Source organism: Actinospica acidithermotolerans, from assembly GCF_018139625.1.
Taxonomy (GTDB): Bacteria; Actinomycetota; Actinomycetes; order Streptomycetales; family Catenulisporaceae; genus Actinospica; species Actinospica acidithermotolerans.
The window spans coordinates 46,029-71,776 of sequence record NZ_JAGSOH010000012.1 but is presented as its reverse complement, the minus strand read 5'-3'; the positions used below and the strand labels follow the sequence as shown (position 1 = coordinate 71,776).

19 protein-coding genes and 1 pseudogene are annotated in these 25,748 nt (G+C 70.9%); 10 read left to right on the top strand and 10 right to left on the bottom strand.

The window, feature by feature from the left end; genetic code table 11:
* Positions 1–21 precede the first annotated feature (21 nt).
* Positions 22–282 (bottom strand): hypothetical protein, encoded by a 261-nt coding sequence (locus KDK95_RS07195; RefSeq protein WP_212517231.1) that lies wholly within the window; start codon positions 280–282, stop codon positions 22–24.
* 62 nt (positions 283–344) lie between these two features.
* Positions 345–941 (bottom strand): hypothetical protein, encoded by a 597-nt coding sequence (locus KDK95_RS07190; RefSeq protein ID WP_212517230.1) that lies wholly within the window; start codon positions 939–941, stop codon positions 345–347.
* 421 nt (positions 942–1,362) lie between these two features.
* On the opposite strand from KDK95_RS07190, the gene KDK95_RS07185 reads away from it, so the two are divergent.
* The 8 genes from KDK95_RS07185 (at position 1,363) to KDK95_RS07150 (ending at position 13,321) form a co-directional block, all read left to right on the top strand.
* Positions 1,363–2,472, top strand: coding sequence for a sugar ABC transporter substrate-binding protein (locus tag KDK95_RS07185; RefSeq protein WP_249160513.1), 1,110 nt, complete (start codon positions 1,363–1,365; stop codon positions 2,470–2,472).
* 93 nt (positions 2,473–2,565) lie between these two features.
* Positions 2,566–3,339, top strand: coding sequence for an ATP-binding cassette domain-containing protein (locus tag KDK95_RS07180; RefSeq protein WP_212517229.1), 774 nt, complete (start codon positions 2,566–2,568; stop codon positions 3,337–3,339).
* The gene (locus KDK95_RS07175; protein ID WP_212517228.1) at positions 3,336–4,655 is read left to right on the top strand and encodes a sugar ABC transporter permease; all 1,320 of its coding nucleotides are present in this window, start codon (positions 3,336–3,338) and stop codon (positions 4,653–4,655) included. The genes KDK95_RS07180 and KDK95_RS07175 overlap by 4 nt, the downstream gene beginning before the upstream one ends.
* Before the next feature lie 124 nt (positions 4,656–4,779).
* Positions 4,780–5,997 (top strand): ROK family protein, encoded by a 1,218-nt coding sequence (locus KDK95_RS07170; RefSeq protein WP_212517227.1) that lies wholly within the window; start codon positions 4,780–4,782, stop codon positions 5,995–5,997.
* A 315-nt stretch (positions 5,998–6,312) separates the two neighbouring features.
* The gene (dxs, locus tag KDK95_RS07165; protein WP_212517251.1) at positions 6,313–8,190 is read left to right on the top strand and encodes a 1-deoxy-D-xylulose-5-phosphate synthase; all 1,878 of its coding nucleotides are present in this window, start codon (positions 6,313–6,315) and stop codon (positions 8,188–8,190) included.
* A gap of 99 nt (positions 8,191–8,289) precedes the next feature.
* Positions 8,290–9,843: an NAD(P)/FAD-dependent oxidoreductase gene (locus tag KDK95_RS07160; RefSeq protein WP_307844234.1), complete on the top strand. Its 1,554-nt coding sequence runs from the start codon at positions 8,290–8,292 to the stop codon at positions 9,841–9,843.
* 299 nt (positions 9,844–10,142) lie between these two features.
* Complete coding sequence (locus tag KDK95_RS07155; RefSeq protein ID WP_212517225.1) at positions 10,143–11,609, top strand: DUF2079 domain-containing protein; 1,467 nt, start codon at positions 10,143–10,145, stop codon at positions 11,607–11,609.
* Between the two features lie 71 nt (positions 11,610–11,680).
* The gene (locus KDK95_RS07150; RefSeq protein WP_212517224.1) at positions 11,681–13,321 is read left to right on the top strand and encodes a hypothetical protein; all 1,641 of its coding nucleotides are present in this window, start codon (positions 11,681–11,683) and stop codon (positions 13,319–13,321) included.
* Here KDK95_RS07150 and KDK95_RS07145 read toward each other — a convergent pair.
* The 6 genes from KDK95_RS07145 to KDK95_RS07120 all read right to left on the bottom strand — a co-directional run bounded on the left by KDK95_RS07145 (position 13,270) and on the right by KDK95_RS07120 (position 20,567).
* Positions 13,270–14,898 (bottom strand): DUF2142 domain-containing protein, encoded by a 1,629-nt coding sequence (locus tag KDK95_RS07145; protein WP_212517223.1) that lies wholly within the window; start codon positions 14,896–14,898, stop codon positions 13,270–13,272. The genes KDK95_RS07150 and KDK95_RS07145 overlap by 52 nt on opposite strands.
* Positions 14,899–15,031: 133 nt before the next feature.
* Positions 15,032–17,152: a 3-hydroxyacyl-CoA dehydrogenase NAD-binding domain-containing protein gene (locus KDK95_RS07140; RefSeq protein ID WP_307844233.1), complete on the bottom strand. Its 2,121-nt coding sequence runs from the start codon at positions 17,150–17,152 to the stop codon at positions 15,032–15,034.
* Positions 17,149–18,369, bottom strand: a complete 1,221-nt coding sequence (locus KDK95_RS07135) for a thiolase family protein (RefSeq protein WP_307844232.1) — start codon at positions 18,367–18,369, stop codon at positions 17,149–17,151. Before KDK95_RS07135 ends, KDK95_RS07140 begins: the two co-directional genes overlap by 4 nt.
* A gap of 213 nt (positions 18,370–18,582) precedes the next feature.
* Complete coding sequence (locus KDK95_RS07130) at positions 18,583–18,984, bottom strand: hypothetical protein (protein WP_212517221.1); 402 nt, start codon at positions 18,982–18,984, stop codon at positions 18,583–18,585.
* Positions 18,981–19,172, bottom strand: a complete 192-nt coding sequence (locus KDK95_RS07125; RefSeq protein WP_212517220.1) for a type II toxin-antitoxin system HicA family toxin — start codon at positions 19,170–19,172, stop codon at positions 18,981–18,983. The genes KDK95_RS07130 and KDK95_RS07125 overlap by 4 nt, the downstream gene beginning before the upstream one ends.
* Before the next feature lie 123 nt (positions 19,173–19,295).
* Entirely contained in the window at positions 19,296–20,567 is a 1,272-nt protein-coding gene (locus KDK95_RS07120) for an HRDC domain-containing protein (protein ID WP_212517219.1), read from the bottom strand.
* Between the two features lie 83 nt (positions 20,568–20,650).
* On the opposite strand from KDK95_RS07120, the gene lhgD reads away from it, so the two are divergent.
* Positions 20,651–21,859, top strand: a complete 1,209-nt coding sequence (gene lhgD, locus KDK95_RS07115; RefSeq protein ID WP_212517218.1) for an L-2-hydroxyglutarate dehydrogenase — start codon at positions 20,651–20,653, stop codon at positions 21,857–21,859.
* A 16-nt stretch (positions 21,860–21,875) separates the two neighbouring features.
* Here lhgD and KDK95_RS07110 read toward each other — a convergent pair whose 3' ends face one another.
* On the bottom strand, positions 21,876–22,805 hold the full coding sequence (locus KDK95_RS07110; RefSeq protein WP_212517217.1) for a LysR family transcriptional regulator: 930 nt from the start codon (positions 22,803–22,805) through the stop codon (positions 21,876–21,878).
* Positions 22,806–22,896: 91 nt separating this feature from the next.
* Here KDK95_RS07110 and KDK95_RS35605 point away from each other — a divergent pair, with 91 nt between their 5' ends.
* Complete coding sequence (locus tag KDK95_RS35605) at positions 22,897–24,303, top strand: MFS transporter (RefSeq protein WP_249160509.1); 1,407 nt, start codon at positions 22,897–22,899, stop codon at positions 24,301–24,303.
* Positions 24,304–24,324: 21 nt separating this feature from the next.
* On the opposite strand, the pseudogene KDK95_RS07105 reads toward KDK95_RS35605, so the two are convergent.
* A pseudogene (locus tag KDK95_RS07105) lies at positions 24,325–25,503 on the bottom strand (glycosyltransferase); the annotation flags it as partial.
* Between the last annotated feature and the right edge of the window lie 245 nt (positions 25,504–25,748).

Genomic DNA, 25,748 nt, shown 5'->3' with positions numbered 1-25,748 from the left:
CCCGGCCCGGGGAGCGCGCGCTCAGCGGTTGGCCTTGTTCAGCAGATTGATGCCGAGGACGAGGCGGTAGACGCCGAAGATGACGGGGCCGTAGGCGATGAAGTACACGCCTCCGCCCGACGCCGCCTGGTAGCTGATGATGGAGAAGATCAGGCCGAACGCGATCCAGACGACGCCGAAGCCGACGGAGCGCTTGCCCTTGCTGCGCCAGATGTCCCGCTGCTGGGCGGAGACGGTCTGGTACGGGGCGGGGCCGCTTGAGTAAGGGGCCTGGTTCGTCACGGTGGGAGCTCCTGTCTGCGCGGTGGTGGACGGACGGTGCGGAGGAAGGGGGAGAGCAGGCGTCAGGCGATGGGCAGGTTGCGCTCGCGCGCGGCGTCGAGGAGGCGGTCGATGAACGCGTCCCGGCCGCCCTGCCTGGCGGCGGCGTCGAGCGGGATCGGGATCTTGGTGCCGTCGGCGAGCTCGAGCCGGTAGCCGAGCACCTTGCCGACGTCCCTGCCGGTGGAGCGGCGGTCGTGGATCGTGGCCACGCGCACGACGTCGGACCACGCGATCGAGCGGAAGGTCGAGCGGCGCGTGTGCACCAGGCCGCCGCTGTACAGGTAGTAGGAGTGCTGGCCGGTGGCCAGGGCGCGGATGGCGATGGCCAAGCCGACGATCACGCCGAGGACCATGGCCCGATACACGGCGTGCATGAAGGTGTAAGCGGCCGAGAAGGGGTCCTCGGTGCTGACCACGTGCCACAGCGCCAGGTCGACGAGGAGGCAGCCGGCCGCGATGCCGCCGCCGACCAGCAACATGTGTCGGGTCGAGGCGCCGTGCCGGGTGGCGAGGAGGTCGCCGAGCTCGCGCGATCGGGCGGCCGCGCGCACCTGGGACGGCGCGTCCTGCGTGGTCGGACCGGGTCCGCCCGGCCGGTTCGCTTCCTGGAATGTCATGTCCCGCAAGCTAGCGACGCGCCGCGGGGACCGGTCCCGTCCGCCGCTCGGAGGCTGTTTCTGACGCCAGGTCAGGTATCACTTGGATAACAGAGCGCGCACGGCGATCCACCATTTCCATGATCACCGGCTGGCGCCATTTGTTGTGTGAGCCAAGTAATACCCGGCGCGCAGGGCCAGGTGGACGGCATGAAGATCGTTTAAATTGGTCTAGACCAAGGCGGCCGACGGTACCGGATCTTGTCACGTTCCGTGCTCGACCCCTTCTACCTGCGTCGCAAAATCGTTACCGCGCACAACAAATGGGCTCGGAGCCCGCCTTCCGCTTTCCGGGCCGAGGACATACGTTGCGTCCAACAACATTCCTTGGATCCGCCGAGCCCCGCGGGGGGCGCCGGCGCCTGAGAAAGGACCACGCGCAATGATGCGTAAGGCCGTCCTGAGTGCCGCCGTCGGCGCCGCAGCCCTCGCTTTGGGTGTCGCCGGGTGCTCATCCTCCTCGTCGAGCTCCTCCGCTTCGGGCTCGTCCTCCGGTTCTTCCGCTGTGCAGGTCGGCATCATCCTGCCGGACACCGTCTCCTCCGCCCGCTACGTGAACGCGGACGCCCCGGCGCTGACCGCGGAGTGCAAGGCGAAGAGCCTCAACTGCGATATCCAGAACGCGCAGGGCTCCACCTCCACGCAGCAGTCGCTCGCCGACAAGATGATCAACACCGAGCACGTCCAGGTGCTGATCCTCGACCCGCTGAACAGCACGGTGGGCGCGGCGATCGAGAAGGAGGCGCACGCCGCCGGCGTGAAGACGATCGACTACGACCGGCTCGACACCGGCGCGTCGCCCGACTACTACGTGTCCTACAACAACACCGAGGTCGGCACGCTGCAGGGCCAGGCCCTGGTCGCCGCGGTGAAGGCCAAGGGCATCACCAACCCGGACGTGGCGATCCTCGACGGCTCGACCACCGACCACAACGCGGTGCTGTTCAACCAGGGCTACATGTCGGTCCTGACCCCGCTGATCTCCTCCGGCTCCTGGAAGAAGTCCGGCGAGCAGTGGGTCACCAACTGGGACAACCCGACCGCCGGCACCGACTTCACCTCGATGTACAACAAGGACCACAACATCAACGTGGTCATGGTCGCCAACGACGGCATGGCGAACGCCGTCATCCAGGACCTGAAGAACCTGGGCCTGGCGGGCAAGGTCGTCGTCTCCGGCCAGGACGCCTCGGCGGCCGGCCTGCAGAACATCCTCTCCGGCTCGCAGTCCTTCTCGATCTACAAGGCCGCCAAGGGCGAGGCGGTCCCGTCCGTCGACCTGGCCGCGCAGATCATCGCCGGCAAGGTGACCGACACCTTCACCTCGGTGACCGACCCGACGAACAACCAGCAGGTCAAGTCGATCCTGGGCACCCCGGTCGTGATCACCAAGTCGAACATCGACGCCCCGATCAAGGGCGGCGACGACAAGCTGTCGGACGTCTGCACCTCGGCCTACGCCTCCGCCTGCACGGCGGCCGGCCTCTCGTAAGTCCCCCGGCCTCCCGGATCCGCGCGCCGTGCCGCACCACGGCGCGCGGGCCCGGGGGCTCGACCGTGCACCAGCACGCATCCAGGAGCTGAAATGAGCGAGCCTGTCCTTCGACTGCGGGGGATAACCAAGTCCTTCGGACCCGTCGAGGTCCTCAAGGGCGTCGACTTCGAGGCCAACCCGGGCGAGGTCACCGCCCTGGTCGGCGACAACGGCGCGGGCAAGTCCACGCTGGTCAAGTGCATCGGCGGCACCTACCACATCGACGGCGGCGAGTACCTGTTCGAGGGGAAGCCGGTCACCGTCAAGGGCCCGCGCGACGCCTCCGCGCTCGGCATCGAGATCGTGTATCAGGACCTTGCGCTCTGCGACAACCTGGACATCGTGCAGAACATGTTCCTGGGCCGCGAGTCCGTCAGCCGGCTCTCGCGCACCCTGGACGAGGCCGAGATGGAGCACCAGGCCGGAAAGGCGCTGGCCTCGCTCTCGGTGCGCACCGTGAAGTCGGTGCGGCAGAAGGTCTCCAGCCTCTCCGGCGGCCAGCGGCAGACCGTCGCGATCGCCAAGACGGTGCTGTGGAACAGCAAGGTCGTCATCCTCGACGAGCCGACCGCCGCGCTCGGCGTCGCGCAGACCGCGCAGGTGCTCGACCTCGTCCGGCGGCTGGCCGACCAGGGCATGGCCGTCATCCTCATCTCGCACAACATGCTCGACGTGCTCAAGGTCTCGGACAGCGTCGCAGCCCTCTACCTCGGACGGATGGCCGCGCAGGTGCGCACCTCCGAGGTCAACCAGACCCAGATCGTCGAGCTGATCACCGCCGGCCGCTCCGGCTCGCTCGGCCTCAAGGAAGGAGCGGCGGCATGAGCACCGACACCGGCACCGGCACCAACGCCCCCGTCGAGCGCGACGCGGTCGCCGAGCACGAGGCCGCCAACCCGGCCGCGAACGTCACCGCGCTGATCCCGCAGACCCTCGGCGGCACCTTCCGCTCCTACCTGCGCAGCGTGCGCAGCGGCGAGACCGGCTCGGTGCCGGCCGTCGTCGGCGCGCTGGTGCTGATGGTCATCTTCGGCGCCGCGCAGAGCAACTTCCTGTCCAGCAGCAACATCGTCGCGATCGTCCAGCAGGCGGCGCCGACCACGATCATGGCCATGGGCCTGGTCTTCGTGCTGCTGCTCGGTGAGATCGACCTGTCCGCCGGCGTCGTCGGCTCGACCGCCGCCGCGTTCGGCGCGGTGCTCTCGGTCAAGCACGGCATGCCCTGGTACGTCGCGATCCTCGGCTCCGCGGCCTTCGGCGGCGTGGTCGGCCTGCTGCTCGGCTGGCTGCGCGCCAAGCTGAACATCCCGTCCTTCGTGGTCACCCTCTCCGCGTTCATCGCCTTCCAGGGCGTGCAGATCCTGGTGATCAACTCGAAGAGCAACGGCGTCCAGGTCAGCGACCAGACGCTGCACGACCTCTACTTCGGCCGCCTCTCGCCGGTCGCCGGCTGGATCCTGCTGGTCGTCGCCGTCGCCCTCTACGTGCTGGTCAAGCTGGTGCAGAACGCCGCGCGCAAGCGCAAGGGCCTGGCCATCGTGCCGCTGGCCGTGCTCGGCCTGCGCTCGCTGGCGATCGCGGTGTTCGGCGGCGTGTTCGTCTACCTGATGAACATCGACCAGTCCGTGGCCTGGCAGCAGCGCGCCGGCATCCACCAGTGGGGCGTGCCGTGGTCCTCGGTGATCATCCTCGGCCTGCTCGTGGTGCTCGGCTTCACGCTCACCAAGACCCGCTACGGCCGCCACGTGTTCGCGGTCGGCGGCAACGAGGAGGCGGCCCGCCGCGCGGGCATCCGGGTGCTCTCCATCCGCACCTCCGTATTCGTGCTCTGCTCCGCGCTCGCGGCGCTGTCCGGCCTGATCCTGGCCGGCCAGCTCGGCGGCGTGAGCACCGGCGACGGCGCGGGCAACACCCTGCTGCTCGCCGTGGCCGCGGCCGTCATCGGCGGAACCTCGCTGATGGGCGGCCGGGGCCGGATCGTCGACGCCATCCTCGGCGGCGTGGTCCTGGCCATCCTGCAGAACGGCATCTCCGACCTGCTGCAGGGCAACAACGCCTCGGCCTACGAGCTGATCATCGAGGGAGCGGTGCTGCTGCTCGCGGCGGCCGTCGACTCGGTCTCCCGCAGGGCCCGCCGCTGACGCTCCCCGCGGGCCGGAGCGGTCAGCATCCTGCGAACGGATGCCGACCGTCCGGTCAGCGGGAAGGCGCGTCCGCGCGGCATAGTATGTGTCAACTCATCGGGTCGGGAATGCGAGGATTTCCATGGCTGCCGGACCGGGCGGTTCGACGCAGGACGAGGTGCGCAGGCACAACGTCTCGACCCTGCTGCGCTACGTCCACGTGCACGGGCCCACCTCGCGCGCCGAGCTGACCAGCGCGATGCAGCTCAACCGCTCCACCATCGGCACGCTCACCGCCGACCTCGCCGGGGCCGGGCTGGTCCGCGAGGAGCTGCCCGCGCGCACCGCCGGGGCCGGGGCCGGCCGTCCTTCGCTGGTGGTGTGGCCGCGGCCCGAGCAGGTCTACGTGCTCGCCTTCGACATCGGCGTGGACTACCTGATCGCGGCGCGGGTCGGCCTCGGCGGCTCGATCCTGGACCGCCGCGAGCTCTACCGTCCGCGCGGCGACTACGCGATGGACGACGTCGTCAACCACCTGTGCCGGTTCACCACCGAGATGTCGGCGCGGGCCGAGCCGGGCTCGGTCTGCGTCGGGGTCGGCGCGGCGATCGCCGGCGTGGTGCGCGAGTCGGACGGACTGGTCCGCTTCGCCCCCAACCTCGGCTGGGTGGACGAGCCGCTCGGCTCGGCGCTCGCCGAGGGCCTCGGCCGGCAGGGCGTGCGCGCCCGGGTCGCCGTCGGCAACGACGCGGACCTCGGCGCGCTGGCCGAGCACGTGCGCGGCGCCGCCGCGGGAGCCACCGACGCGGTCTACCTGACCGGCGAGGTCGGCGTCGGCGCCGGCATCATCGTCGGCGGCGAGCCGCTGCGCGGCCACGGCGGCTACGGCGGTGAGCTCGGTCACATGGTGGTCAACCCGGCCGGCCGGCTCTGCCGCTGCGGGGCCCGCGGCTGCTGGGAGACCGAGATCGGCGAGAAGGCGATCCTGGACGCGGCCGGCCACCCGGACGGCCCGCGCTCGACGGTGCCCGCCGTGGTCGCTGCCGCCTCCGGCGGCGACCCGCGCGCCCTGGCCGCGGTACGGCATGTGGGCGAATGGCTGGCCATCGGCGTCGGCAACCTGGTCAACATCTTCAACCCCGAGGTGGTCATCTTCGGCGGTCTGCTGCGCGACCTGTTCCCCGCGGTCGAGCAGCAGCTCAGCGGCGCGTTGCGGACGGTCGGCCTGTCCGCGCCGCGCGAGCAGGTCCGGCTCACCGCGCCCGGACTGGGCGCCGACTCCACGCTCGTCGGAGCCGCCGAGCGGGCCTTCGGTCCGCTGCTGTTCGACCCGCCGGGCACCCTCGCCCTGCTGGCCTGAGAGGTCGCCCGGCGAATCCTCCCCGAACGACCTCTGAGCGCGGGCCCGGCCGAATCCGGCCGCAGCCGCTCAAACCGGGATTCACCCGCGAATCCACCCCTCGTTTACCGCGATCTTGGACGGTGAAGATGATGTGGAGGTGTCCGCCCGGTGCCGAGGGGCACGACCGCTCGCCGCATAGACTCGAATAGCTCGCCGATCGCGTGGCCCCCGCGCCCTTGCGTACGGCCCGGGAGGGTAATACCCCCGGATATGTAAGGGTCGGTGGTCGGGCCGACCACGGGAACGGTGAAGGAGACTGCGTTGGCCAGCTTGATGGAATCGGTAAGGCAGCCGCGCGACCTCGACCGGCTCAGCCGAGCCGAGCTGGACCGGCTCGCCGCCGAGATCCGCGAATTCCTCATCGAGAACGTCTCCCGCACCGGCGGCCACCTCGGGCCCAACCTCGGCGTGGTCGAGCTGACCATCGCGCTGCACCGCGTCTTCGACTCCCCGCGCGACGCGCTGATCTGGGACGTCGGCCACCAGGCGTACGTGCACAAGCTGCTGACCGGACGTCAGGACTTCGAGAAGCTGCGCTGCGCCGGCGGCGTCTCCGGCTACCCCTCGCGGGCCGAGTCCGAGCACGACATCGTGGAGAACTCGCACGCCTCCACCGCGCTGAGCTACGCGGACGGCGTGGCCAAGGCCTTCCGGCTGCGCGGGCTGACCGACCGCCGCGTCGTCGGCGTGATCGGCGACGGCGCGCTGACCGGCGGCATGGCCTGGGAGGCGCTGAACAACATCGCCGGCGGCGATCTGCCGGTCGTCATCGTCGTCAACGACAACGAGCGCTCCTACGCGCCCACCATCGGCGGCCTGTCCAACCACCTCGGCACGCTGCGCACCACGCAGGGCTACGAGCGCTTCCTGGACTGGGGCAAGAACACCCTGGCGCGCACCCCGTACGTGGGCGGTGCGATCTACGAGACGCTGCACGGGATGAAGAAGGGCCTGAAGGACATCGTCGCCCCGCAGGGGATGTTCGAGGACCTCGGCCTGAAGTACATCGGCCCGATCGACGGGCACGACGTGGACGCGGTGGAGTCCGCGCTGCGCCGGGCCAAGGCCTTCGGCGGCCCGGTGATCGTGCACGTGCACACCCGCAAGGGCGAGGGCTACGAGCCGGCCCGCGCCGACGAGGTGCACCAGCTGCACCAGGTCAACCCGCAGACCAACCCGGAGACCGGACTTCCGTTCCAGGTCAAGGGCACCTCGTGGACCGACGTGTTCGCCGAGGAGATGCTCAAGATCGGCAACGACCGGCCCGACGTGGTCGGGATCACCGCCGCCATGCTCATCCCGGTGGGCCTGCACAAGTTCGCCCAGCAGTACCCGGACCGGATCTACGACGTGGGCATCGCCGAGCAGCACGCGGTCACCTCGGCCGCGGGCCTGGCCTTCGGCGGCCTGCACCCGGTGGTGGCGGTCTACGCGACCTTCCTGAACCGGGCCTTCGACCAGGTGCTGATGGACTGCGCCCTGCACAAGGCGGGCGTCACCTTCGTGCTCGACCGCGCCGGGATCACCGGCCCGGACGGGGCCAGCCACCACGGCGTGTGGGACCTGTCGATCCTGCAGGTCGTGCCCGGCATCCGGGTGGCCGTGCCGCGCGACGCCGCCCAGGTGCGCGCGCTGGTGCGGGAGGCGACCGACATCGACGACGCGCCGACCGTGGTCCGCTTCTCCAAGGGCTCGGTCGGCCCGGAGATCGAGGCGGTGGACCGGGTGGACGGCGTGGACATCCTGCGCCGCGCGGCCAAGCCGGTGAACGAGGGCGACCTCCTGATCATCGCCACCGGACCGCTGGCCGGCGCCGCCCTGGCCGCGGCCGAGGAGCTGGCCGCCGAGGGCGTCGAGGCGACCGTGGTGGACCCGCGCTGGGTCAAGCCGGTCAACCCGGCGCTGGTGGACCTGGCGCGCGCGCACCGGGCCGTGGTGACGGTCGAGGACAACGGCCGGGTCGGCGGCGTGGGCGCGGCGATCAGCCAGGCGCTGCAGGACGCCGGCGTGCTGCGGCCGACGAAGGTGCTGGGCGTGCCGCCGGAGTTCCAGGCGCACGACGAGCGCCCGGCGATCCTCGCCCGGCTCGGCCTGGACGGCCCGGGCATCGCCGCTGCGGGCCGGGTCCTGCACGCCCAGCGTGAGATTTAGGTTGCAGTCTCCTCAGTAACGGATTTGAAACAGGCTGACAAGGATCGTTACCGGCATGTGGCCGCTCAGGCTGTCTTCAGATGGCAGAATTTCTTGCTTGTGGACACTACGCACTCCGAAACGAACGAAGGACCGGGAACGGTCATCATCGGCGCCGGACCTGCTGGACTGACCGCGGCCTACGACCTGACCAAGCACGGATTCCCGGCTCAGGTCTTCGAGTCGGAGAACGTGGTCGGCGGCATCTCCCAGACGGCGGAGCGCGGTGGTTGGCGATTCGACATCGGGGGTCACCGCTTCTTCACCAAGGTGAAGCAGGTGGACGACCTGTGGCATGAGATCCTCCCCGAGGAGGACTTCCTGCTGCGGCCGCGGATGTCGCGGATCTACTACCGGGGGAAGCTGTTCGACTACCCGCTCAAGGCGGGCAACGCCCTCAAGGGCCTCGGCGTGGTCGAGGCGGTCAAGTGCATCGCCTCGTACACCGCGGCCAAGATCAATCCGCCGAAGAACCAGGAGTACTTCGACGGCTGGGTGACCGCGCGCTTCGGCAAGCGGCTGTTCCGGATCTTCTTCAAGACGTACACGGAGAAGGTCTGGGGCATGGACACCAGCGAGCTGCCCGCGGACTGGGCGGCTCAGCGCATCAAGAACCTGTCGCTCTTCGGCGCCATCGTCAACGCGCTCAACCCGCGTAAGGGCTCGAAGAAGATCACCTCGCTGATCGACGAGTTCTACTACCCGAAGTTCGGTCCCGGCATGATGTGGGAGACCGCGACCGAGAAGGTGCGCAAGCAGGGCGGCACGGTCGAGCTCGAGTCCTGGGTCAAGACCGTCTCCTGGGCCGAGGGCGAGGGCGCGACCTCCGTCACCGTCGTCACCCGCGACGAGGACGGCGCCGAGCACGAGAAGGTCGTGCCGGCGAGCGACGTCATCTCCTCGACCCCGATCTCCGCGCTGGTCCTCTCGATGGACCCGCCGGCCTCGGCCGAGGCGATCGCCGCCGCCAAGGACCTGCGCTACCGCGACTTCCTGACCGTCGCCCTGGTGGTGCCGGAGAAGCACGGCTTCCCGGACAACTGGATCTACATCCACACCCCGGGCGTGAAGGTCGGGCGCATCCAGAACTTCGGTTCCTGGTCGCCGTACCTGGTCAAGGAGGGGCGCACCTGCCTGGGTCTGGAGTTCTTCGTCAACGAGGGCGACGAGCTGTGGACCATGGACGACGAGGACCTGGTCAAGCTGGGCACCAAGGAGCTCGAGGAGCTCAACCTGATCACCCCGGGCTCGGTCGAGGCCGGCTACGTGGTCCGGATGCCCAAGGCCTACCCCGTCTACGACGACCGGTACGCGGCGAACCTCGAGGTGATCAAGGCCTGGCTGGCCGAGCACACCCCGAACGTGCACCCGGTCGGCCGCAACGGCATGCACCGGTACAACAACGCGGACCACTCCATGCTCACCGCCCTGCTGACCAGCGAGAACATTCGCACGGGCAGCAAGCACGACGTGTGGAGCGTCAACGTCGAAGAGGAGTACCACGAGGAGTCCTCGGCGTCGAAGGACCGCTCCGGCACGCCCAAGGGCACCGGGCGCGACGCGCCGATGATCCCGCGCCGCCGGGACGAGGAGAAGGTCTCCAGCTCGGCCTGAGCACCTTCCAGCTCTGAGCACCTGACGGGCCCGCAACGGCCCGACACCCCCTCCGCGGCCGCCGGTACGGCCGCGGAGGGGTCGCGCGACGGCGGGGCCGTGTGGGAGCGGGTCCCCGCCTGTGCTGGTCTCCCGCTGACGGGCAGCGGTGATTCTCGAGGGGGGCTGATCGCGGCATGGAAGCATTCGTCACGCGGGATACTCTTGGTGACATATCTGTCGCCGATGGTGCGGAATCCGATGCGCGCACGCAGGATCCGCGCCGGTTCGGCGCCGCACTAAGGCGCATTGGCCGGCTGGTGCTGACGTGTCCGGCCTTCTGGGTCTGCCTGATAGCGGCGTTCTTCTACAGCGCGCTCGCGGTCGACAAGGTGGACCAGCACCTCGCCGGCAGCTACGACTTCGGCGTCATATTCCAGGTCATCCACGGCTGGGCCTTCCACGGCTACCCGAGCGAGCCGCTGGAGGCGCCGCAGATCACCAACGAGTGGGGCGACCACTTCGCGCCGATCCTCGTCCTGCTGGTGCCGCTGCTGTGGATTCACGACTCGCCCAACGTGATCGCCGTCGCGCAGGCGTTCCTGGTCTGCTCGGCGGGTGTGCCGGTCTACTACGCCGTGCGCCGCCTGCAGAGCCCGGCTGTCGGCGTCATCGCCTGCGTCTTCTACCTCAGCTGCATCGAGGTCCAGAATGCGATCGGCTTCGACATCCACGAGAACATGTTCGAGCCGCTGCTGATCGCCCTCGCGATCGAGCGCGCGCTCGCCGGAAAGTGGACCGCCGCCTCGATCGCGATCGGCGCGACGCTGTTCTGCTTCGAGGACATGGGCTCCGTCGTGCTGCTTTTCGGGCTCTGGGCCGCCCGGCACCGCAAGTGGCGGCACGCGCTGGTGCTCTGCCTGCTCGGCCCGGCGACGATGTTCCTGTTCACCAACGTGATCGTGCCCGACTGGGGCCACGATCTGGCCTTCTGGCAGGCCAGGCACTTCGACTACCAGCAGACCCTCGGCGCCTCGACGATGAGCCAGGCGCTGACCCACGCGGTGGAGCACCCGCGGCACCTGCTGCGTCTGCTGATCGACAACCCGGTCAAGACCGACACCTGGCTGATGCTGCTCGCCCCTGTCGGATTCGTCTGCCTGGCCTCGCCGATCACGTACCTCGGTGCCACCCCGGTCCTGCTGCTGATGGTCTCCGAGAACAACACGCACTGGAGTACCCACTACCACTTCTACGTGGGGGTCGCGCCGATCATCGTCATCGGCGCCGCGGACGGCCTGCGCCGGATCGGGCTGCTGCTCGAGATGCTCCGGCGGCGGATCGCGCCCCGGCTGCCCGACGGGCTCCCGCGGCCCGGGTGGCTTACCCCCGGCCGCGCCTGGCGCGCCGCGGTCGTGCTGCTCGCGGTCCTCGCGGTCGGCTCCTCGATGTGGATGCAGTCCCGGCCCGCCCGCGAGAACTTCAGCTCCGCCTGGGCCTACCTGGACGGGAACATGAGCCGGCCCGCCGCGCTCAACGCGCAGATCGACCGGGTCGCCGACCGGGTCCCGTCGAACGTGGACGTGTACGTGAGCAACGACCTCGGGACCGCCGTCGTGGCCAGGGACACCGACGTCTCCACGCCGGCCGCCGCGCAGTACGCCTTCTTCGACCTCGGCTCCAACTGGACCCCGCCGAACTTCGAGCAGACCCTCGAGGCCCAGGGCTTCCAGGTGATCTCGCGCGACGGCCCGGTGATTCTCATGGAGCGTCTCCACGTTTCCTAAAGGTTCCTTCGGAACACTAGGGATCGGCGGGCGCCTGCCGCCCGCCGATCCCGTACGTCTTCTGGAGGGCCATGACCGAGTCGGCGCAGCAGGTCGAGCAGGATTCGGCGGCGGAGCGGGACGACGAGCCGGTCCCGCGCCCAGCTCGGCCGCGGCTGCTCCCGGTCGGCGCGATGCTGCTGCTCACGGCCTGTTTCTTCGCCCTCAGCCTGGCCCAGTCGCTGACCCGGCCGTGGAACTCGGACACCGCGAGCGTGGCCTTGCAGGGCTGGGACATGGTGCACGGGCAGCTGCTGCTGCACGGCTGGTGGGCCTCGGACGTCAACTTCTACACGTTCGACGCGCCGATCTACGGCCTCACCGCGCTTGTGCTCGGGCTCAGCGGCTTCTCGCTGCACGTGGCCGGGGCGCTGATCTACACGCTCGTCTTCCTGTCCGCGTGCTGGCTCGCGAGGGGCGGGGCCCAGGGCACGGGTGCCTGGCTCCGCGTCGCGCTCGTGGCGCTGTTCATGACGGCCGATCTGTTCGGCGGCGGGGCGCTCCTCCAAACGATCATGATCGTCCCGGACCACAACGGGACCATCGTGTTCGTCTTCGTCGCGTACGTCGTCTACACCCGCTTCGCCGACCGCCGCTGGGCGCCGTGGGCGATGCTCGCGGTGCTGATGCTCGGCCAGCTCGGCGACGTGACCGTCCGCTACGTGGCCGTGCCCGCGCTGCTTTTCGTCTGGGCCGTCGAGCATCTGCGCGGGCGGCGGCTGCGCACACCCGAGACATGGCTCGCGCTGGCCGCGCTCGTCTCGGTGCCGGCCGCCGTCGAGCTGCGTTCGCTCATGAAGGCGATGGGCGCCTACTACCTCACCAAGGCGCACACGAACATCGCGCCGCTCTCGCAGGCGGGCTGGCATTTCACCGGCATGTGGCAGTCGCTGTTCGGGATGTTCGGAGTGGACGTCTACAACTTCCCCGGTGATACGCCGTCCCGCGTGGCGCTCACGTGTTTCGGCGGATTCGCGCTCGTGTGCGGGCTGCTGAGCCTGCTCCGGGTGCTGATCCGCTGGACGAGGGTGGACGACGCGGACCGGCTGCTGGCCGTGACCGTCCTCGTCTACCTGGCCGCGTATGAATTCTCCACGGTTGCCCAGCCGGGCAACGGCGGCGGCTACGAGTTCGTCGGCGTGGTCGTGCTGCTCGCGGCGCTCAGCGCGCGGGCGGCGAGTTCGCTGCGGCCGCTGCGGCTGCCGTCGTTCCAGCGCGCGGGGACGGCCGTGGCGGCGTCCGCCGCGGTGATCTGCCTCGTGAGCGGGACTTCGTTGTTCCAGGCGACGAAGTCCGACCCGGTCCGGCCGCTCGCCGCCTGGCTGGAAGAGCACCACCTGACCTACGGGCTCGGAGGGTACTGGAACGCCTCGCCGATCACCGTCTACAGCGGCGGCGGCGTGCAGGTGCGCCCGATCTACCTCAGGGCCGCCGGCGAGGGCTTCATCGCGCGCATCTGGGGCGCCCGCCAGCAGTGGTACGACGTGAAGTCGAACGACGCGCGGTTCGTGGTCGCCGAGCAGGACCCGCGCGGCGACATGACGCAGGCTCAGGTCGAGAGCGCGCTGGGCGCGCCGTCGGCGGTGTACAGCGTGGACGGCTATTCGATCCTGGTCTACTCCTACAACTTGTTGACCAAGCTCTCGACGCCGGGACTGCCCGCCGGCGCCTGAGCGGGCGGCTCCGGCGCGTCCCCGTCCTGCTCGGCGGCTTCGGCGGCCGCGGCGACCCGGAAGGTCGAGGACGAGGCGAGCAGCGCGAACACCCCGGCGACGCCGAGGACGGCGAGGCCGATCATTCCCGGCCAGCTGATCAGCGGCGTCCACTTCGCGTGCGTCGGGAGGTAGTGCGACGCACTGCCGAGTCCCTCGGCGTAGCGCCGCCAGGCCCACCAGACCTCGCACAGGTAGCCGAGCGCGAGGACGGCGCCGACCGTCTTAGCCAGCGCGCGCGGTATGCCGCCGGGCTCCGCCGTCCACAGCCGGCGCCCGAGCACCTCGGCGGCCAGCAGCGGAACGCCGACCGCGAAGGGGAGCGAGTACCGGCCCTGCCAGCCGACGCCGTACGAGGCGCCGGAGTAGCCCTCGAAGGCGATCGGGAAGGCGACGACGATCACGGCCAGGGCGAGCAGGACCAGCCGCTCGCGTCGTCCGCCGACTATCAGGCCGGCGAGCAGCAGGGCGACCACCGTGCCGTACCAGAGGTAGGTCGTGGCGGTCGGAACGTGCACGTCGTTCCAGCCGATCAGGCCGACCATCTGGGCGAAGAACTGAGGAGTCTGAGCCAGCGTCATGGAGGCGCCCTTGGCGAACGTGTACGTCGCGTTCGGGCGCGGCAGGATGCCCAGCGTGTTCTGCGTCGCGTCCCAGGCCAGGGTCGCCGCGAGCGCGGCGGCGAGAGCGGCGAACATCCATCGCGCGCCCCGGCCGCGCACCGCCGCGCGCAGCCGCGCGCGCGGATCCGGGCTCGCCGCGAAGACGGCGAGGACGATGATTCCGAGCCAGACCGGGCCGAGCGGGCGCACGAGCAGGAGCGTCGCCGCCGCGACGGTGAACAAGATCCGGTCCGAGAGCCGCGTACCGCCCGCGGATTCGGCGCGCGTCATCGAGATCAGCGACGCCCAGGCGAGCAGCGCCGACGCGATCTCGAGGCCGCTCGGGTTGACGACCGCGCCGAAGTAGATCGCCGCCGGGGTCGCCGCCGCGACCACGCCGACCGCCGCCGCGCGACCGCGCCGCGCGGAGGTAGTGAACGCTGCGGCCAGCAGCAGCGCGGTGATCAGGGCACTGACGACGCGCATCGCGTAGAGCGCGTTGTCGCCGCGGAGCAGCAGGCTCGGCCAGCCGACCAGCGCGTAGTAGAGCGGCGAGTAGTTCATGTGGCTCAGCGCCGTGGCCCCGGCCTGAGCTATCCGGTGCGTGTTCGAGGTGACGGTGCACGCGGCGGTGTTGGCCTCGTTGAACGCGTAGCAGGCCGGATCGTGCGCCGCGACCGCGCGCACGAGATCGTGCGGGAGCCGGTAGCGGGTCTCCAGGTAGTCCGGGGTCGTATAAGTGCTCTGCCAGTGGGCGAAGTTCCAGACCTGCTGGGCGCCGGAGAACTCCCCGCGCACCACGGCCATCGCCCTGACGGCCTGCTCGGGTTCGTCCGCGGCGCTGAGCAGCGGCGTTCCGAGGCTCCAGGACAGAGCGAGGGTCAGGAACGCGAGGAACGCGAGCAACGGCCTTGCCGCCGGAATCTTGCGGAGCACACGTCCGAGGTTAAACGAATCTGAAGTCGCGAGAGGTGTGGCCCGCCCCCGAACCGGGGACGGGCCACACCTTGATGCAGGACTGATACACGGCTTTCAGGTATCAGCTCTCGGCTACCCGGAGCCGCCGCCGCTACGGCAGCGAGGCCACGCCCTTGTCCAGGAAGCGGTGCCCGGTCACCTTCTCGGACACGCCGGAGCGGTCCAGGTACGGCGTGACGCCGCCGAGGTGGAACGGCCAGCCGGCGCCCAGGATCATGCACAGGTCGATGTCCTCGGCCGCGGCCACGACGCCGTCCTTGAGCATGTAGTCGATCTCCTCGGCCAGCGCGGAGGTCGCCCGGTCCAGCACCTGCTCGGCCGTCGACGGCGAGTCGCCGACCGTGAACAGGGCCTCCAGCTCCGGGTCCACCACGCGAGCGCCGTCGACCCACTGGTAGATCCCGCGCTTGCCCGCGGCCACCAGCTTCCTGATGTTCTCGGAGACCGAGAACCGGTCGGGGAACGCGGCGTGCAGCGTCTCGGAGACGTGCAGGCCGACCGCCGGCCCGACGAGCTCGAGCAGCTCGAAGGGGCTCATCGGCAGGCCCAGCGGATCGAGCGCGCGATCCGCCACCTCGATCGGCGTGCCCTCGTCGAGCACGTCGTTGACCACGCCCATGAAGCGGGTCAGGATCCGGTTGACCACGAACGCCGGGGCGTCCTTGACCAGCACCGCGTTCTTCTTCAGCGTCTTGGCGACGGCGAAGGCCGTGGCGAGCGACGCGTCGTCAGTCTTCTCCGCCCGAACGACTTCGAGCAGCGGCAGCACGGCGACCGGGTTGAAGAAGTGGAAGCCCACGACCCGCTCCGGGTGCTCCATCTTCGAGGCCATCTCGGTGACCGACAGCGAGGAGGTGTTCGTCGCGATCACGCAGTCCGGCCGGACGACGGCCTCGAGCTCGGCGAACACCTGCTGCTTGACGGACAGCTCCTCGAACACGGCCTCGATCACGAAGTCCGCGTCGGCGAAGGCGTCCTTGGTCAGCGAGCCGGAGACGAGCGCCTTGAGCCGGTTCAGCTTGTCCGAGTTGAGCCGGCCCTTGAGCGCCAGCAGGTCCAGCTGCTCGTGGACGTACCTGACGCCCTTGTCCACGCGCTCCTGGTCGATGTCGGTCAGCACGACCGGCACCGCGAGCCGCTGCACGAACAGCGTGGCCAGCTGCGAGGCCATCAGGCCGGCGCCGACGACGCCCACCTTGGTGACCGGCTTGGCCAGCGAGCGGTCCGGCGCGCCGACCGGGCGCTTGGCCCGCTTCTGCACCAGGTTGAAGGAGTAGACGCCGGAGCGCACCTCCTCGCTCATGATGCGGTCGGCCAGCGCCTCGTCCTCGGCGTCGAAGCCCTCGGAGCGGGAGTTGGTGCGGGCCCCGGAGATCAGGTCCAGCGCGAGGTACGGCGCGGGGGTCGCGCCGTGCACCCGGCTGTCGGCGATCTGCTTGCCGCGCGCGAGCGCCGCGGTCCACTCGGCCTCGGGGTACTCCTTGCGCTCCACGACGGTCTCGCCCTTGACCACCGAGGCGGCCCAGCCGAGCGACTCCTCGAGGAAGTCCGCGCCCTCGAAGATCGCGTCCGCGATGCCGAGCTCGAAGACCTTCTTCCCCTTGAGCTGGCGGTTCTGCGACAAGGGGTTGTCGATAATGACCGTCACCGCGTTGTCCGGGCCGATCAGCCGCGGCAGCAGGTAGGTGCCGCCCCAGCCCGGGATCAGGCCGAGGAAGACCTCGGGCAGCGAGAGCGCCGGAAGGCTCGCGCTCACGGTGCGGTACGTGCAGTGCAGCGCGATCTCCACGCCGCCGCCCATCGCCGCGCCGTTGATGAACGCGAACGTCGGGATCGGCAGCTCGCCGAGGCGGCGGAAGGTGTCGTGGCCCTGCTTGCCGGTCGCCTTGGCGATCTCCTTCGAGCCCGCGCCGGCGATGCCCTTCAGGTCCGCGCCGACGGCGAAGATGAACGGCTTGCCGGTGACGCCCGCGGCGACGATCTCGTTGTTCTGCGCGAGCTTCGCCACCTCGTCGAGCGCGACGTCGATGTTGATCAGGCCGCGCGGGCCGAAGGTGGTCGGCTTGGTGTGGTCGAAGCCGTTGTCCAGGGTGATGAGCGCGAAGCGGCCCGCGCCGCCCGGCAGGTCCAGCAGGTGGACCGGGGCGTGCGTGACGACCTCCTCCGGGAAGGCGGCCGTGGCCTGCTCGATCAGGCTCTGACGATCAGTCACTTCCCGTACTCCTCGTGGTTCGGGTTCTCCCAGATGACCGTGCCGCCCATGCCGAGGCCGACGCACATCGAGACCAGGCCGTAGCGGACCTCGGGGTGCTCCTCGAAGTGGTGCGCGAGCTGCGTCATCAGCCGCACGCCGGAGGAGGCGAGCGGGTGGCCGATGGCGATCGCGCCGCCCCACGGGTTGACCCGCGGGTCGTCGTCGGCGATGCCGTAGTGGTCGAGCAGCGCGAGCACCTGGACCGCGAAGGCCTCGTTCAGCTCGAACAGGCCGATGTCGTCGATCGTCAGGCCCGCGTTGGCCAGCGCCTTCTCCGTCGCCGGGATCGGGCCGAAGCCCATCACCTCGGGCTCGACGCCCGCGAAGGCGTAGGAGACCAGCCGCATCTTCACCGGCAGGCCGAGCTCGCGGGCCACGTCCTCGGCGGCGATCAGCGAGGCGGTGGCGCCGTCGTTGAGGCCGGCCGCGTTGCCCGCGGTGACCTTGCCGCGAACCCGGAAGGGGGTCTTGAGCGCGGCCAGGGCCTCGATCGTGGTGCCCGGGCGCGGCGGCTCGTCGGCGGTGGCCAGGCCCCAGCCCGGGCCCGCCTGCGACTCGAGCGAGTTGCGGGTGGCGACCGGTACGAGATCCGGCTGGATCTTGCCGTTGGCCAGCGCCTTCGCGTACTTCTCCTGGGAGGCGGCGGCGTAGGCGTCCGAGCGCTCCTTGGTCAGCTGCGGGAACCGGTCGTGCAGGTTCTCCGCGGTCTGCCCCATGACGAGCGCGGACTCGTCCACGAGCCGCTCGGCGATGATCCGCGGGTTCGGGTCGACGCCCTCGCCCATCGGGTGCCGGCCCATGTGCTCGACGCCGCCCGCGACGGCGATGTCCACCGCGCCGAGCGCGACCGAGCCGGCCACGCTGGTCACGGCCGTCATGGCGCCCGCGCACATCCGGTCGATCGAGTAGCCCGGCACCGACAGCGGCAGCCCGGCCAGCAGCCCGGCCGTGCGCCCCAGCGTCAGCCCCTGGTCGCCGATCTGCGTGGTCGCCGCGATCGCGACCTCGCCGATCCGCTCCACGGGCAGCTCCGGGTGCCGGCGCACGAGCTCCCGGATGCACTTGATGATCAGGTCGTCGGCGCGGGTCTCGGCGTACATGCCCTTGGGGCCCGCCTTGCCGAAGGGGGTTCGGACGCCGTCCACGAAGACGACGTCGCGCGCGGTACGAGGCACGGTGGCACTCCTAGCGTGAAGCGATGACAGGTGCTCGGAGGCCATGCTACTCGCGAGTAACCTAATTCGGTACCGCGGATTTCGGGCAGCCGCCGCCGGCCCCGGCGGACCGCGCGCAGCTCAGGTCACGGTGGCTGCCCGGGGCGCGCACCCGGGTTCGGCTGGGCTCGGCTCGCCGGTCGGCGCGTCATCTCGAACCGGGCCGGGTGGCGACTAACCGGTCGGCGACGCCGTCTTCAGCAGCTGGTGCACGCGCTGGAAGGACAGGCCGAGCAGCCGGGCCGCGTCGCGCTGGGTCAGCCCCTGGTCGACCAGGCGACGTGCGGCCCTGACCAGGGTCGCCTGCTCCTCGCGCGCCGCCTCCGCGCGCCTGGCCCGTGCCCGCTCCACCTCGGCGACCACCTCGTCCGCCTCGTTGACGTGCAGGTCGATCTCGATCTCCTCCGCTGGGACGTTGAGCAGCAGCGATGTCGCCTTTCGCGCATTCGACGCGGCTTCGGCGAGGTCGCGTCCCTGGGTGACCGCCGCGTAGTTCGGCGGGAAGCCGTGGATCTCCACGGCCCACCAGCGACCGTCGCGCGTCGCGGTGGCCCGATAGACGGTGGGGGTAGTCATCCGTTCCTCGCTGTCTTGAGGGTGATCTTCGCCGTCTGCTCAGGTATGTCTGCATGGCGGCCGATGATGAGGACCGCATGCCCGAGGTGGTAGATGTCGTGGCCCGCACCATGGCGGACGAACTCGAGTTTGAGGTCCTTGGACTCCGCGATCTTCACGAGCTCGCGAAGCAGTGCTCTGCGCTTCATGCGCTGAATCTAATAGTACCCGTGCCCCGAATTCTATGCCAACTAGATTTCCAGACTCTAGCGTATGGGTAGCGTTTTCTGGAGGCGGGTTTGCCGCGCGCCGAGGGATGGAAGGGCGGCGCGCTAGACCGCGTGGGCGGCCGCCCGGCGCAGGGCCGCGCCGAGGACGTGGGCGGTCAGCCCGACCTGCCAGGGGCGGGCGCCGCCGGTGGAGAGGTAGTGCGCGATCGTGTCGTCGTCCAGCTCGGCGGGCGGGGCCCAGCAGAGGCGGCGGACGAGGTCCGGCAGCAAGAGGTTCTCGGTGGGGACGTGGTGCTCGTCGGCGATCGCGGTCACGGCCGGACGGGCCACGGCGAGACGGGCCGCGGCGGCCGGGTCGGCGCGCTCCCAGGACTTGGCCGGCGGCGGGGCGTCGCTGCGCGGCGGGTGGTGGGGGAGGTCCCTGTCCGGCAGGGCCAGGGCGGCTTCCAGCGCAGCGAAGTAGCCCACGGCGTCGGCCGAGCGGGTACGGCCGCTGAAACCGGGGACGGCGCGCAGTTCGTGCACGGTCCTGGGCAGCCGCGCGGCCGCCTCGACGATCGCCGCGTCGGGCAGGACGCGGCCGGGGGCCATGTCGCGGCGCCGGGCCAACTCGTCGCGGCGCTCCCAGAGCGCGCGCACGACGGCGAGGTTGCGGGCCTTGCGGACCCGGTGCACGCCCGAGGTGCGGCGCCACGGCTCGGCGCGCGGCTCGGCCGGCGGCGCGGTGCGCACGGCCTCGAACTCCTGCAGCGCCCACTCCAGCTTGCCCTGCGACTCCAGTTCGTCGTGCACGGCCTCGCGCAGGTCGACGAGCAGCTCGACGTCGAGCGCGGCGTACTTGAGCCAGGACTCGGGCAGCGGCCGGGTGGACCAGTCGTCGGCCGAGTGGCCCTTCTCCAGGTGGTAGCCGAGCAGGTCCTCGATCATCGGGCCGAGCCCGACCCGCGGGTAGCCGGCCAGCCGGCCGCCGAGCTCGGTGTCGAACAGGTTCTGCGGCGTGAAGTTCAGCTCGCGCAGGCAGGGCAGGTCCTGGCTCGCCGCGTGCAGCACCCACTCGGTGCCGGACAGCACCTCGCCGAGCTCGGACAGATCGGGGCACGCCACCGGGTCGATCAGCGCGGTGCCCGCGCCCTCGCGCCGCAGCTGCACGAGGTAGGCCCGCTGGCCGTACCGGAAGCCCGAGGCCCGCTCCGCGTCCACGGCCACCGCTCCGCGTCCCGCCTTGAACCGGGCGACCACGTCCGCGAGTCCCGCGGCGGTGCCGACGACGTCCGGCACCCCTTCGCGCGGGCTGAGCAGCGGCAAGGGCTCGGGGGCGGCGGGTTCCGGCGACGGGGCGGGCGCGGCGGTGGGTTCGAGGGCGCGGTCGGTCACCCCCTTACCGTAACGCGCGATTGGGACAGACCACGTTATCGCGTCGCACCCCGTTGGCTCCGCGCGGCTTCTAGACTGGCCGCATGGCCGCAGAGCACGCTCATCGGCACGTGATCGTCATCGGCGGAGGCATCGTGGGGCTCGCGACGGCGCGCGAGCTCGCGACCGTGCGCGGCCACGATGTCACGGTGCTGGAGAAGGAAGCGCGCTGGGCGGTTCACCAGACCGGGCACAACAGCGGCGTCGTGCACGCCGGGCTGTACTACCGGCCCGGGAGCCTCAAGGCCCGCACGGCGGTCGCCGGAAACGCCTCCATGGTCGGATTCGCCCGCGAGGCCGGGGTTCCGGTGGAGGTGTGCGGAAAGCTCGTCGTCGCGACGTCGCGGGAGGAGCTGCCGCGGCTGCACAGGCTGGCGGCCAACGCGGAGGCGAACGGCGTGCCCGCGCAGCTCGTGGATCCGGTGCGCGCCAAGGAGATCGAGCCCGAGGTCTCCTGCGTGGCCGCGCTTCACGTGCAGAGCACTGCGATCATCGACTACCCCCTCGTGTGCGAGGCCATGGCCGAGGACCTCGATGCCGCGGGCGCCGATCTGCGCACCGGCGCGCGGGTGCGCGGCATCCGCTCGGGGAACGGCGGCGTGGAGGTCGAGACCGACTCGGGCCCGGTTCGCGCCGACGCGCTCGTCAACTGCGCGGGGCTGCACAGTGATCGGATCGCGCACCTCGCCGGGCTGCGTCCGCCGGTGCGGATCGTGCCGTTCCGCGGCGAGTACTACGAGCTGGCGCCGGAGCGGCGCGACCTTGTGCGGGGTCTGATCTACCCGGTGCCCGATCCGCGTTTCCCGTTCCTCGGCGTGCACCTGACGCGCGGCATCGACGGCAGTGTGCACGCGGGCCCGAACGCGGTGCTCGCGCTGCGCCGCGAGGGCTACCGCCGGCGCGATTTCTCACCGCGCGACCTCGCCGACTCGCTGCGCTTCCCCGGCACCTGGCGGCTCGGGCGCGACTGCTGGCGGCCGGGGCTCGACGAGGTGCGCCGCTCGCTCTCCCGCAGCCGCTTCGCCGAGTCGCTGGCCCGGCTGGTGCCCGCGATCACGGAGGCCGACATCGTGCCGGCGGGCGCGGGCGTGCGCGCGCAGGCCGTGACGCCCGAAGGGAAGCTGCTCGACGACTTCCTGATCGAGGAGCTCCCGCGCCAGGTCCACGTGCTCAACGCGGTCTCGCCGGCCGCCACCGGTGCGCTGGAGATCGCCCGGCACGTCGCCGACCGGCTCGACGAGGTCATCGACTGAGTCCGCTGCGCTGGGGTCAGGGATTTTCCGACCACGCGGGCGCCCAGCCGCCTTCCAGGGGCCGGTACGCGGCCGCCAGGTGCTTGCGCAGCGCGGCGAGCGCGGGATGCGGGTTGTCAGCGTGCCAGACCAGCGAATGCGGATAGATCGGCGTCGGGGAGGTCAGCGTGACGCGGCGCAGACCCCAGTCCGCGGGCCACGCGAGGTCCGTGCGCTCGCCGACGAACGTCGCGAGGCTCGTCGAGTCGGCGACGGTCGCGAGGAGCGGTTCGAGGCCGAAGCCGGGGCCGACCGGATCGAGCGTCAGGCCGAATTCCGCGGCCAGGTCCAGGTAGTACGCGCCCCACTCCGTGCCCGGCGCGACCGTCGGCATCCAGATGCGGTGGCCCACGAGCTGTGCGGTGGTGACGGACCGTTCGCCCGCCAGCGGATGCCCCGGGCCGACGAGGATGTGCAGCGGCTCGTCGTCGACGCGGACGGACTGGACCTGTTCGGGCAGCCGCGTCCCCGGCCGCGGCACGGCGCGGATCGCGGCGTCGATCTGGCCGTCGCGCACGGCGGCGACCGCGGCGTCCGCGTTCGGCAGCGTCACGACGCCGAGTTCGATGTCAGGGTACGCACGATGAAAGGCGCGCAGCAGCCCCGCCGGGGCGAGCTTGCGCTCGATCACGTCCACGCGCAGCGCACGCCGCCCGGGCCGGACGGACGCGACGGCGCGCTCCTCGGCGGCGAGCAGTGCGCGGGCGTGCGGCAGGAACGCCTGGCCGTCGATCGTCAGCGCGGCGCCTCGCGCCGACCGCGTGAACAGCCGGACCCCGAGGCCCTTCTCCAGCGCCGCGACCCGCTTGGAGACGGCCTGCTGAGTGACCGCCAGCTCGGCGGCCGCCTCTTGGAACTGGCCGGTGTCGGCGACGGCGGCGAAGGTGCGCACGGCTTCAAGGTCCATGGCGGCATGCTAGATGTACAACTCCGGGTTGTGCCGCGACGGTCGCGCGGTTGTTTGAACCGGGCTGCCGGGGGCCGGTTTAATCGCGGCCATGGTTACCGGGAGACGCGCGCTGGGCCGGGAGTTCCGCTGGCTGTGGACCGCGTACGTGGTCAGCACGTACGGCACCTGGCTCGGCTTCGGCGCGTTCCCGCTGATCGTCATCACCGTGCTGCACGGCGGATCCGCCGAGATCGCCGTGCTCATGGCCTCGGGCCGGGTGGTCGGCGCGCTGCTCGCGATCCCGGTCGGGCCGTGGATCGAGTTCCGCCGCAAGCGCCCGGTCATGATCGCGATGGATCTGACGCGCTTTGCCGTGCTGATCACCGTGCCGCTCGCCTACACGTTCGGCTGGTTGACCTTCGGTCAACTTCTGGTTGTGGCAGTGGTCGACGGCGCGGCGGACATCGCGTTCAACGCGGCGAGCGGAAGCTTCGTCAAATACCTCGTGGAACCGGACGATCTGCTCATCGCGAACGCGCGGTTCGAGTCGACGAACTGGTCGTCGATCGTGCTCGGTCCGCCGATCGGCGGCCTGCTGATCGGCGTCCTGGGTCCGGTGACGACGGTCGTGGCCGACGCCGTGAGCTTCCTGCTGTCCGCGTGCGGGATCCGCGCGATCGGCGGCGTCGAGCCGAAGCCGGAGCGCCGGGAGGGACGCTCCGGCATCAAGGCGGCCGAGCTGTTCGAGGGCTGGCGCCACATCCTCGGCAGCGCCGCGCTCAGACCGCTGTTCTTCAACTCGATCCTGGTCAACGGCCTGATCTCGGCGACCGAGCCGCTGATGGCCGTCCTCATGCTGGGCCGGTACGGCTTCCCGGTCTGGGAGTACGGGCTCGCTTTCGCCGTGCCCAGCATCGGCGGCCTGGCCGGCTCGCGCGTCGCCCGACCGCTCGCCTCGCGATTCGGGCAGCGCAGGCTCATCCTCGTGACCGGCGTGCTGCGCGCCTGCTGGGTGATCGGGCTGGCGGCGATGCGGCCGGGCGTCCCGGGGCTGCTCGTCGTCATGGCCGTCGAGGGCGGCCTGATCACCACCTGCGGCGTGTTCAACCCGCTCTTCGCGACGTATCGCCTCGAACTGACGCCCGCCGACCGCACCGCGCGCGTGCTCGCCGCGTGGTCGATCAGCAGCAACACGTCGATCGCGCTGATGACGGCGCTGTGGGGCGCCATGGCCGAGTTCACCGGCGCGAAGGCCGCTCTCGGGATCGTCGGGCTATGCCTCCTGGTGACGCCGTTCCTGCTGCCGTGGCACCGACGCGTAGTGCGCGCCGAAGACCTCGTCGGCCAGGCTCGGCGCCCCGATCGTGTCCTCGTGATGCGGCGTCGCGCGGGCAATCAGCCGGTAGGCGAACAGATCGGGCAGCAGCCGCGCGAGCACGCGCTGGCCGCCGAACGGCAGGGCCTCCACCTGGGCGTCGAGGATGTCGTAGCCGGTGCGGACGAGCATCCCGCGTAGCGAGCGCCGGGTGAAGAACCGCAGGTGGCTCACGTCGAGGATGCCGCGCCGGTCGTAGTCGAAGCGCCCGAGCAGGAAACGCAGCCGCGGATACCAGTGCACCGCGTTCGGCACGCACACGTACACCTGCCCGCCGGGCCGCAGCACACTGCGGATCTCGCGGAGCAGCCGCTCCGGCCGGACGAGGAACTGCAGGACGCCGGCCACGAGCACGACGTCATAGCCCGCGGCGACGCGCGCCTCCGGCGGGATGCCGTAGTTCAGGTCCGCGCGCACGAACAGGTTCATCCGGTCGCGCACGCCGTCGAACTCGGTGCGGTCCACGCCCACGACGCGGTGCCCGACCTCCCGGACGCGTTCGGCGAAGCAGCCGTCGGCGCAGCCGAGGTCGAGCACGCGGCCCATCGGAAGCCCGGCCAGTTCGGCGAGCAGCGACTCGTGCGACGCCCAACCCCCCTCGTGAGCGTCGGGTTCCGCCGCCGGGACCCAGTCGCTCGTGCCGAACCCCATGCCGACCCGGCGGTATTCGAGCACGTCGCGCAGCACGCCGACGCCCTGCCGCAGGTCGGCGGCCGCGGCCTCGCCGGGCACCGGGACCTCGATGATCCGCTTCGCCGCGTGCCGCAGCTGAATGAGGATCTGAGTATCGAACTCGGGCCCGTCCCCGTTCGCCTCATACGCGATCTCGCGCAGCGCGGCCGTGCCGTAAGCCCGGAACCCGTCGTGGGCTGCGCGCAGTGGGGCGCCGAGGATGCGCTCGCCGAGCCTGAGCGGAACGCCGCCGCAGATCCGGTTGACGCGGCCACCTTCGGCAGATCCGTCCGGGACGCCGATCACCGCGTCGGCTTCCTCGTCGAGGATCGGCCCGACCAGCGAGGGAAGTGATTCGGGGGCGTATCGTCCGTCGCCCGAGAGCAGGGCGACGACGTCGAGGCCGTGCTCGATCGCGATCCGCAGGCCTGCCTTCCGGGTCCCGCCGTGCCCGAGCCGCTTCGTATGCCGCAGCACGGTCGAGCGGCCGAGCCGGTTGCGGCGCGCCCACGCGGCGGCGACGGGGAAGGTGTCGTCCGCGCTGGCGTCGTCGAGGATGACGATCTCCTCGATCCGCTCCCGGAAGGACTCCGGGATCCGCTCCAGCGTGCCCGGCAGCACGCCGGCCGCGTCGCGGGCGACGACGAGCACGCCGATCCTCTTGTGCATGGTGCTACTCCCCGACGCCGTGGACCTGGGCCGACCGGACAACCGACCGGACCAACGCGTCCGCCCGCACGAGGGACATGCCCCCGGCGGGCAGCGAGCGCGGGAGTTCACCCGCAGGCGTGGTTAGTCACACGAACGCGGACGCCCCGCAGGGAAGGCCGCGGGTTGTCCGGAAGCCCACGTGCCGCGGGCGACGCGGGCGACGGTCAGGCGATGATCCCGCCGCGCATGGCCACGGCGACCAT

Bases quoted from the DNA above. Each gene is read 5' to 3' on its own strand.
- KDK95_RS07190 (WP_212517230.1), bottom strand. From the start codon at position 941: ATGACATTCCAGGAAGCGAACCGGCCGGGCGGACCCGGTCCGACCACG.
- KDK95_RS07185 (WP_249160513.1), top strand. From the start codon at position 1,363: ATGATGCGTAAGGCCGTCCTGAGTGCCGCCGTCGGCGCCGCAGCCCTC.
- KDK95_RS07180 (WP_212517229.1), top strand. From the start codon at position 2,566: ATGAGCGAGCCTGTCCTTCGACTGCGGGGGATAACCAAGTCCTTCGGA.
- KDK95_RS07175 (WP_212517228.1), top strand. From the start codon at position 3,336: ATGAGCACCGACACCGGCACCGGCACCAACGCCCCCGTCGAGCGCGAC.
- KDK95_RS07170 (WP_212517227.1), top strand. From the start codon at position 4,780: ATGGCTGCCGGACCGGGCGGTTCGACGCAGGACGAGGTGCGCAGGCAC.
- dxs (WP_212517251.1), top strand. From the start codon at position 6,313: ATGGAATCGGTAAGGCAGCCGCGCGACCTCGACCGGCTCAGCCGAGCC.
- KDK95_RS07150 (WP_212517224.1), top strand. From the start codon at position 11,681: ATGACCGAGTCGGCGCAGCAGGTCGAGCAGGATTCGGCGGCGGAGCGG.
- KDK95_RS07130 (WP_212517221.1), bottom strand. From the start codon at position 18,984: ATGACTACCCCCACCGTCTATCGGGCCACCGCGACGCGCGACGGTCGC.
- KDK95_RS07125 (WP_212517220.1), bottom strand. From the start codon at position 19,172: ATGAAGCGCAGAGCACTGCTTCGCGAGCTCGTGAAGATCGCGGAGTCC.
- lhgD (WP_212517218.1), top strand. From the start codon at position 20,651: ATGGCCGCAGAGCACGCTCATCGGCACGTGATCGTCATCGGCGGAGGC.
- KDK95_RS07110 (WP_212517217.1), bottom strand. From the start codon at position 22,805: ATGGACCTTGAAGCCGTGCGCACCTTCGCCGCCGTCGCCGACACCGGC.
- KDK95_RS35605 (WP_249160509.1), top strand. From the start codon at position 22,897: ATGGTTACCGGGAGACGCGCGCTGGGCCGGGAGTTCCGCTGGCTGTGG.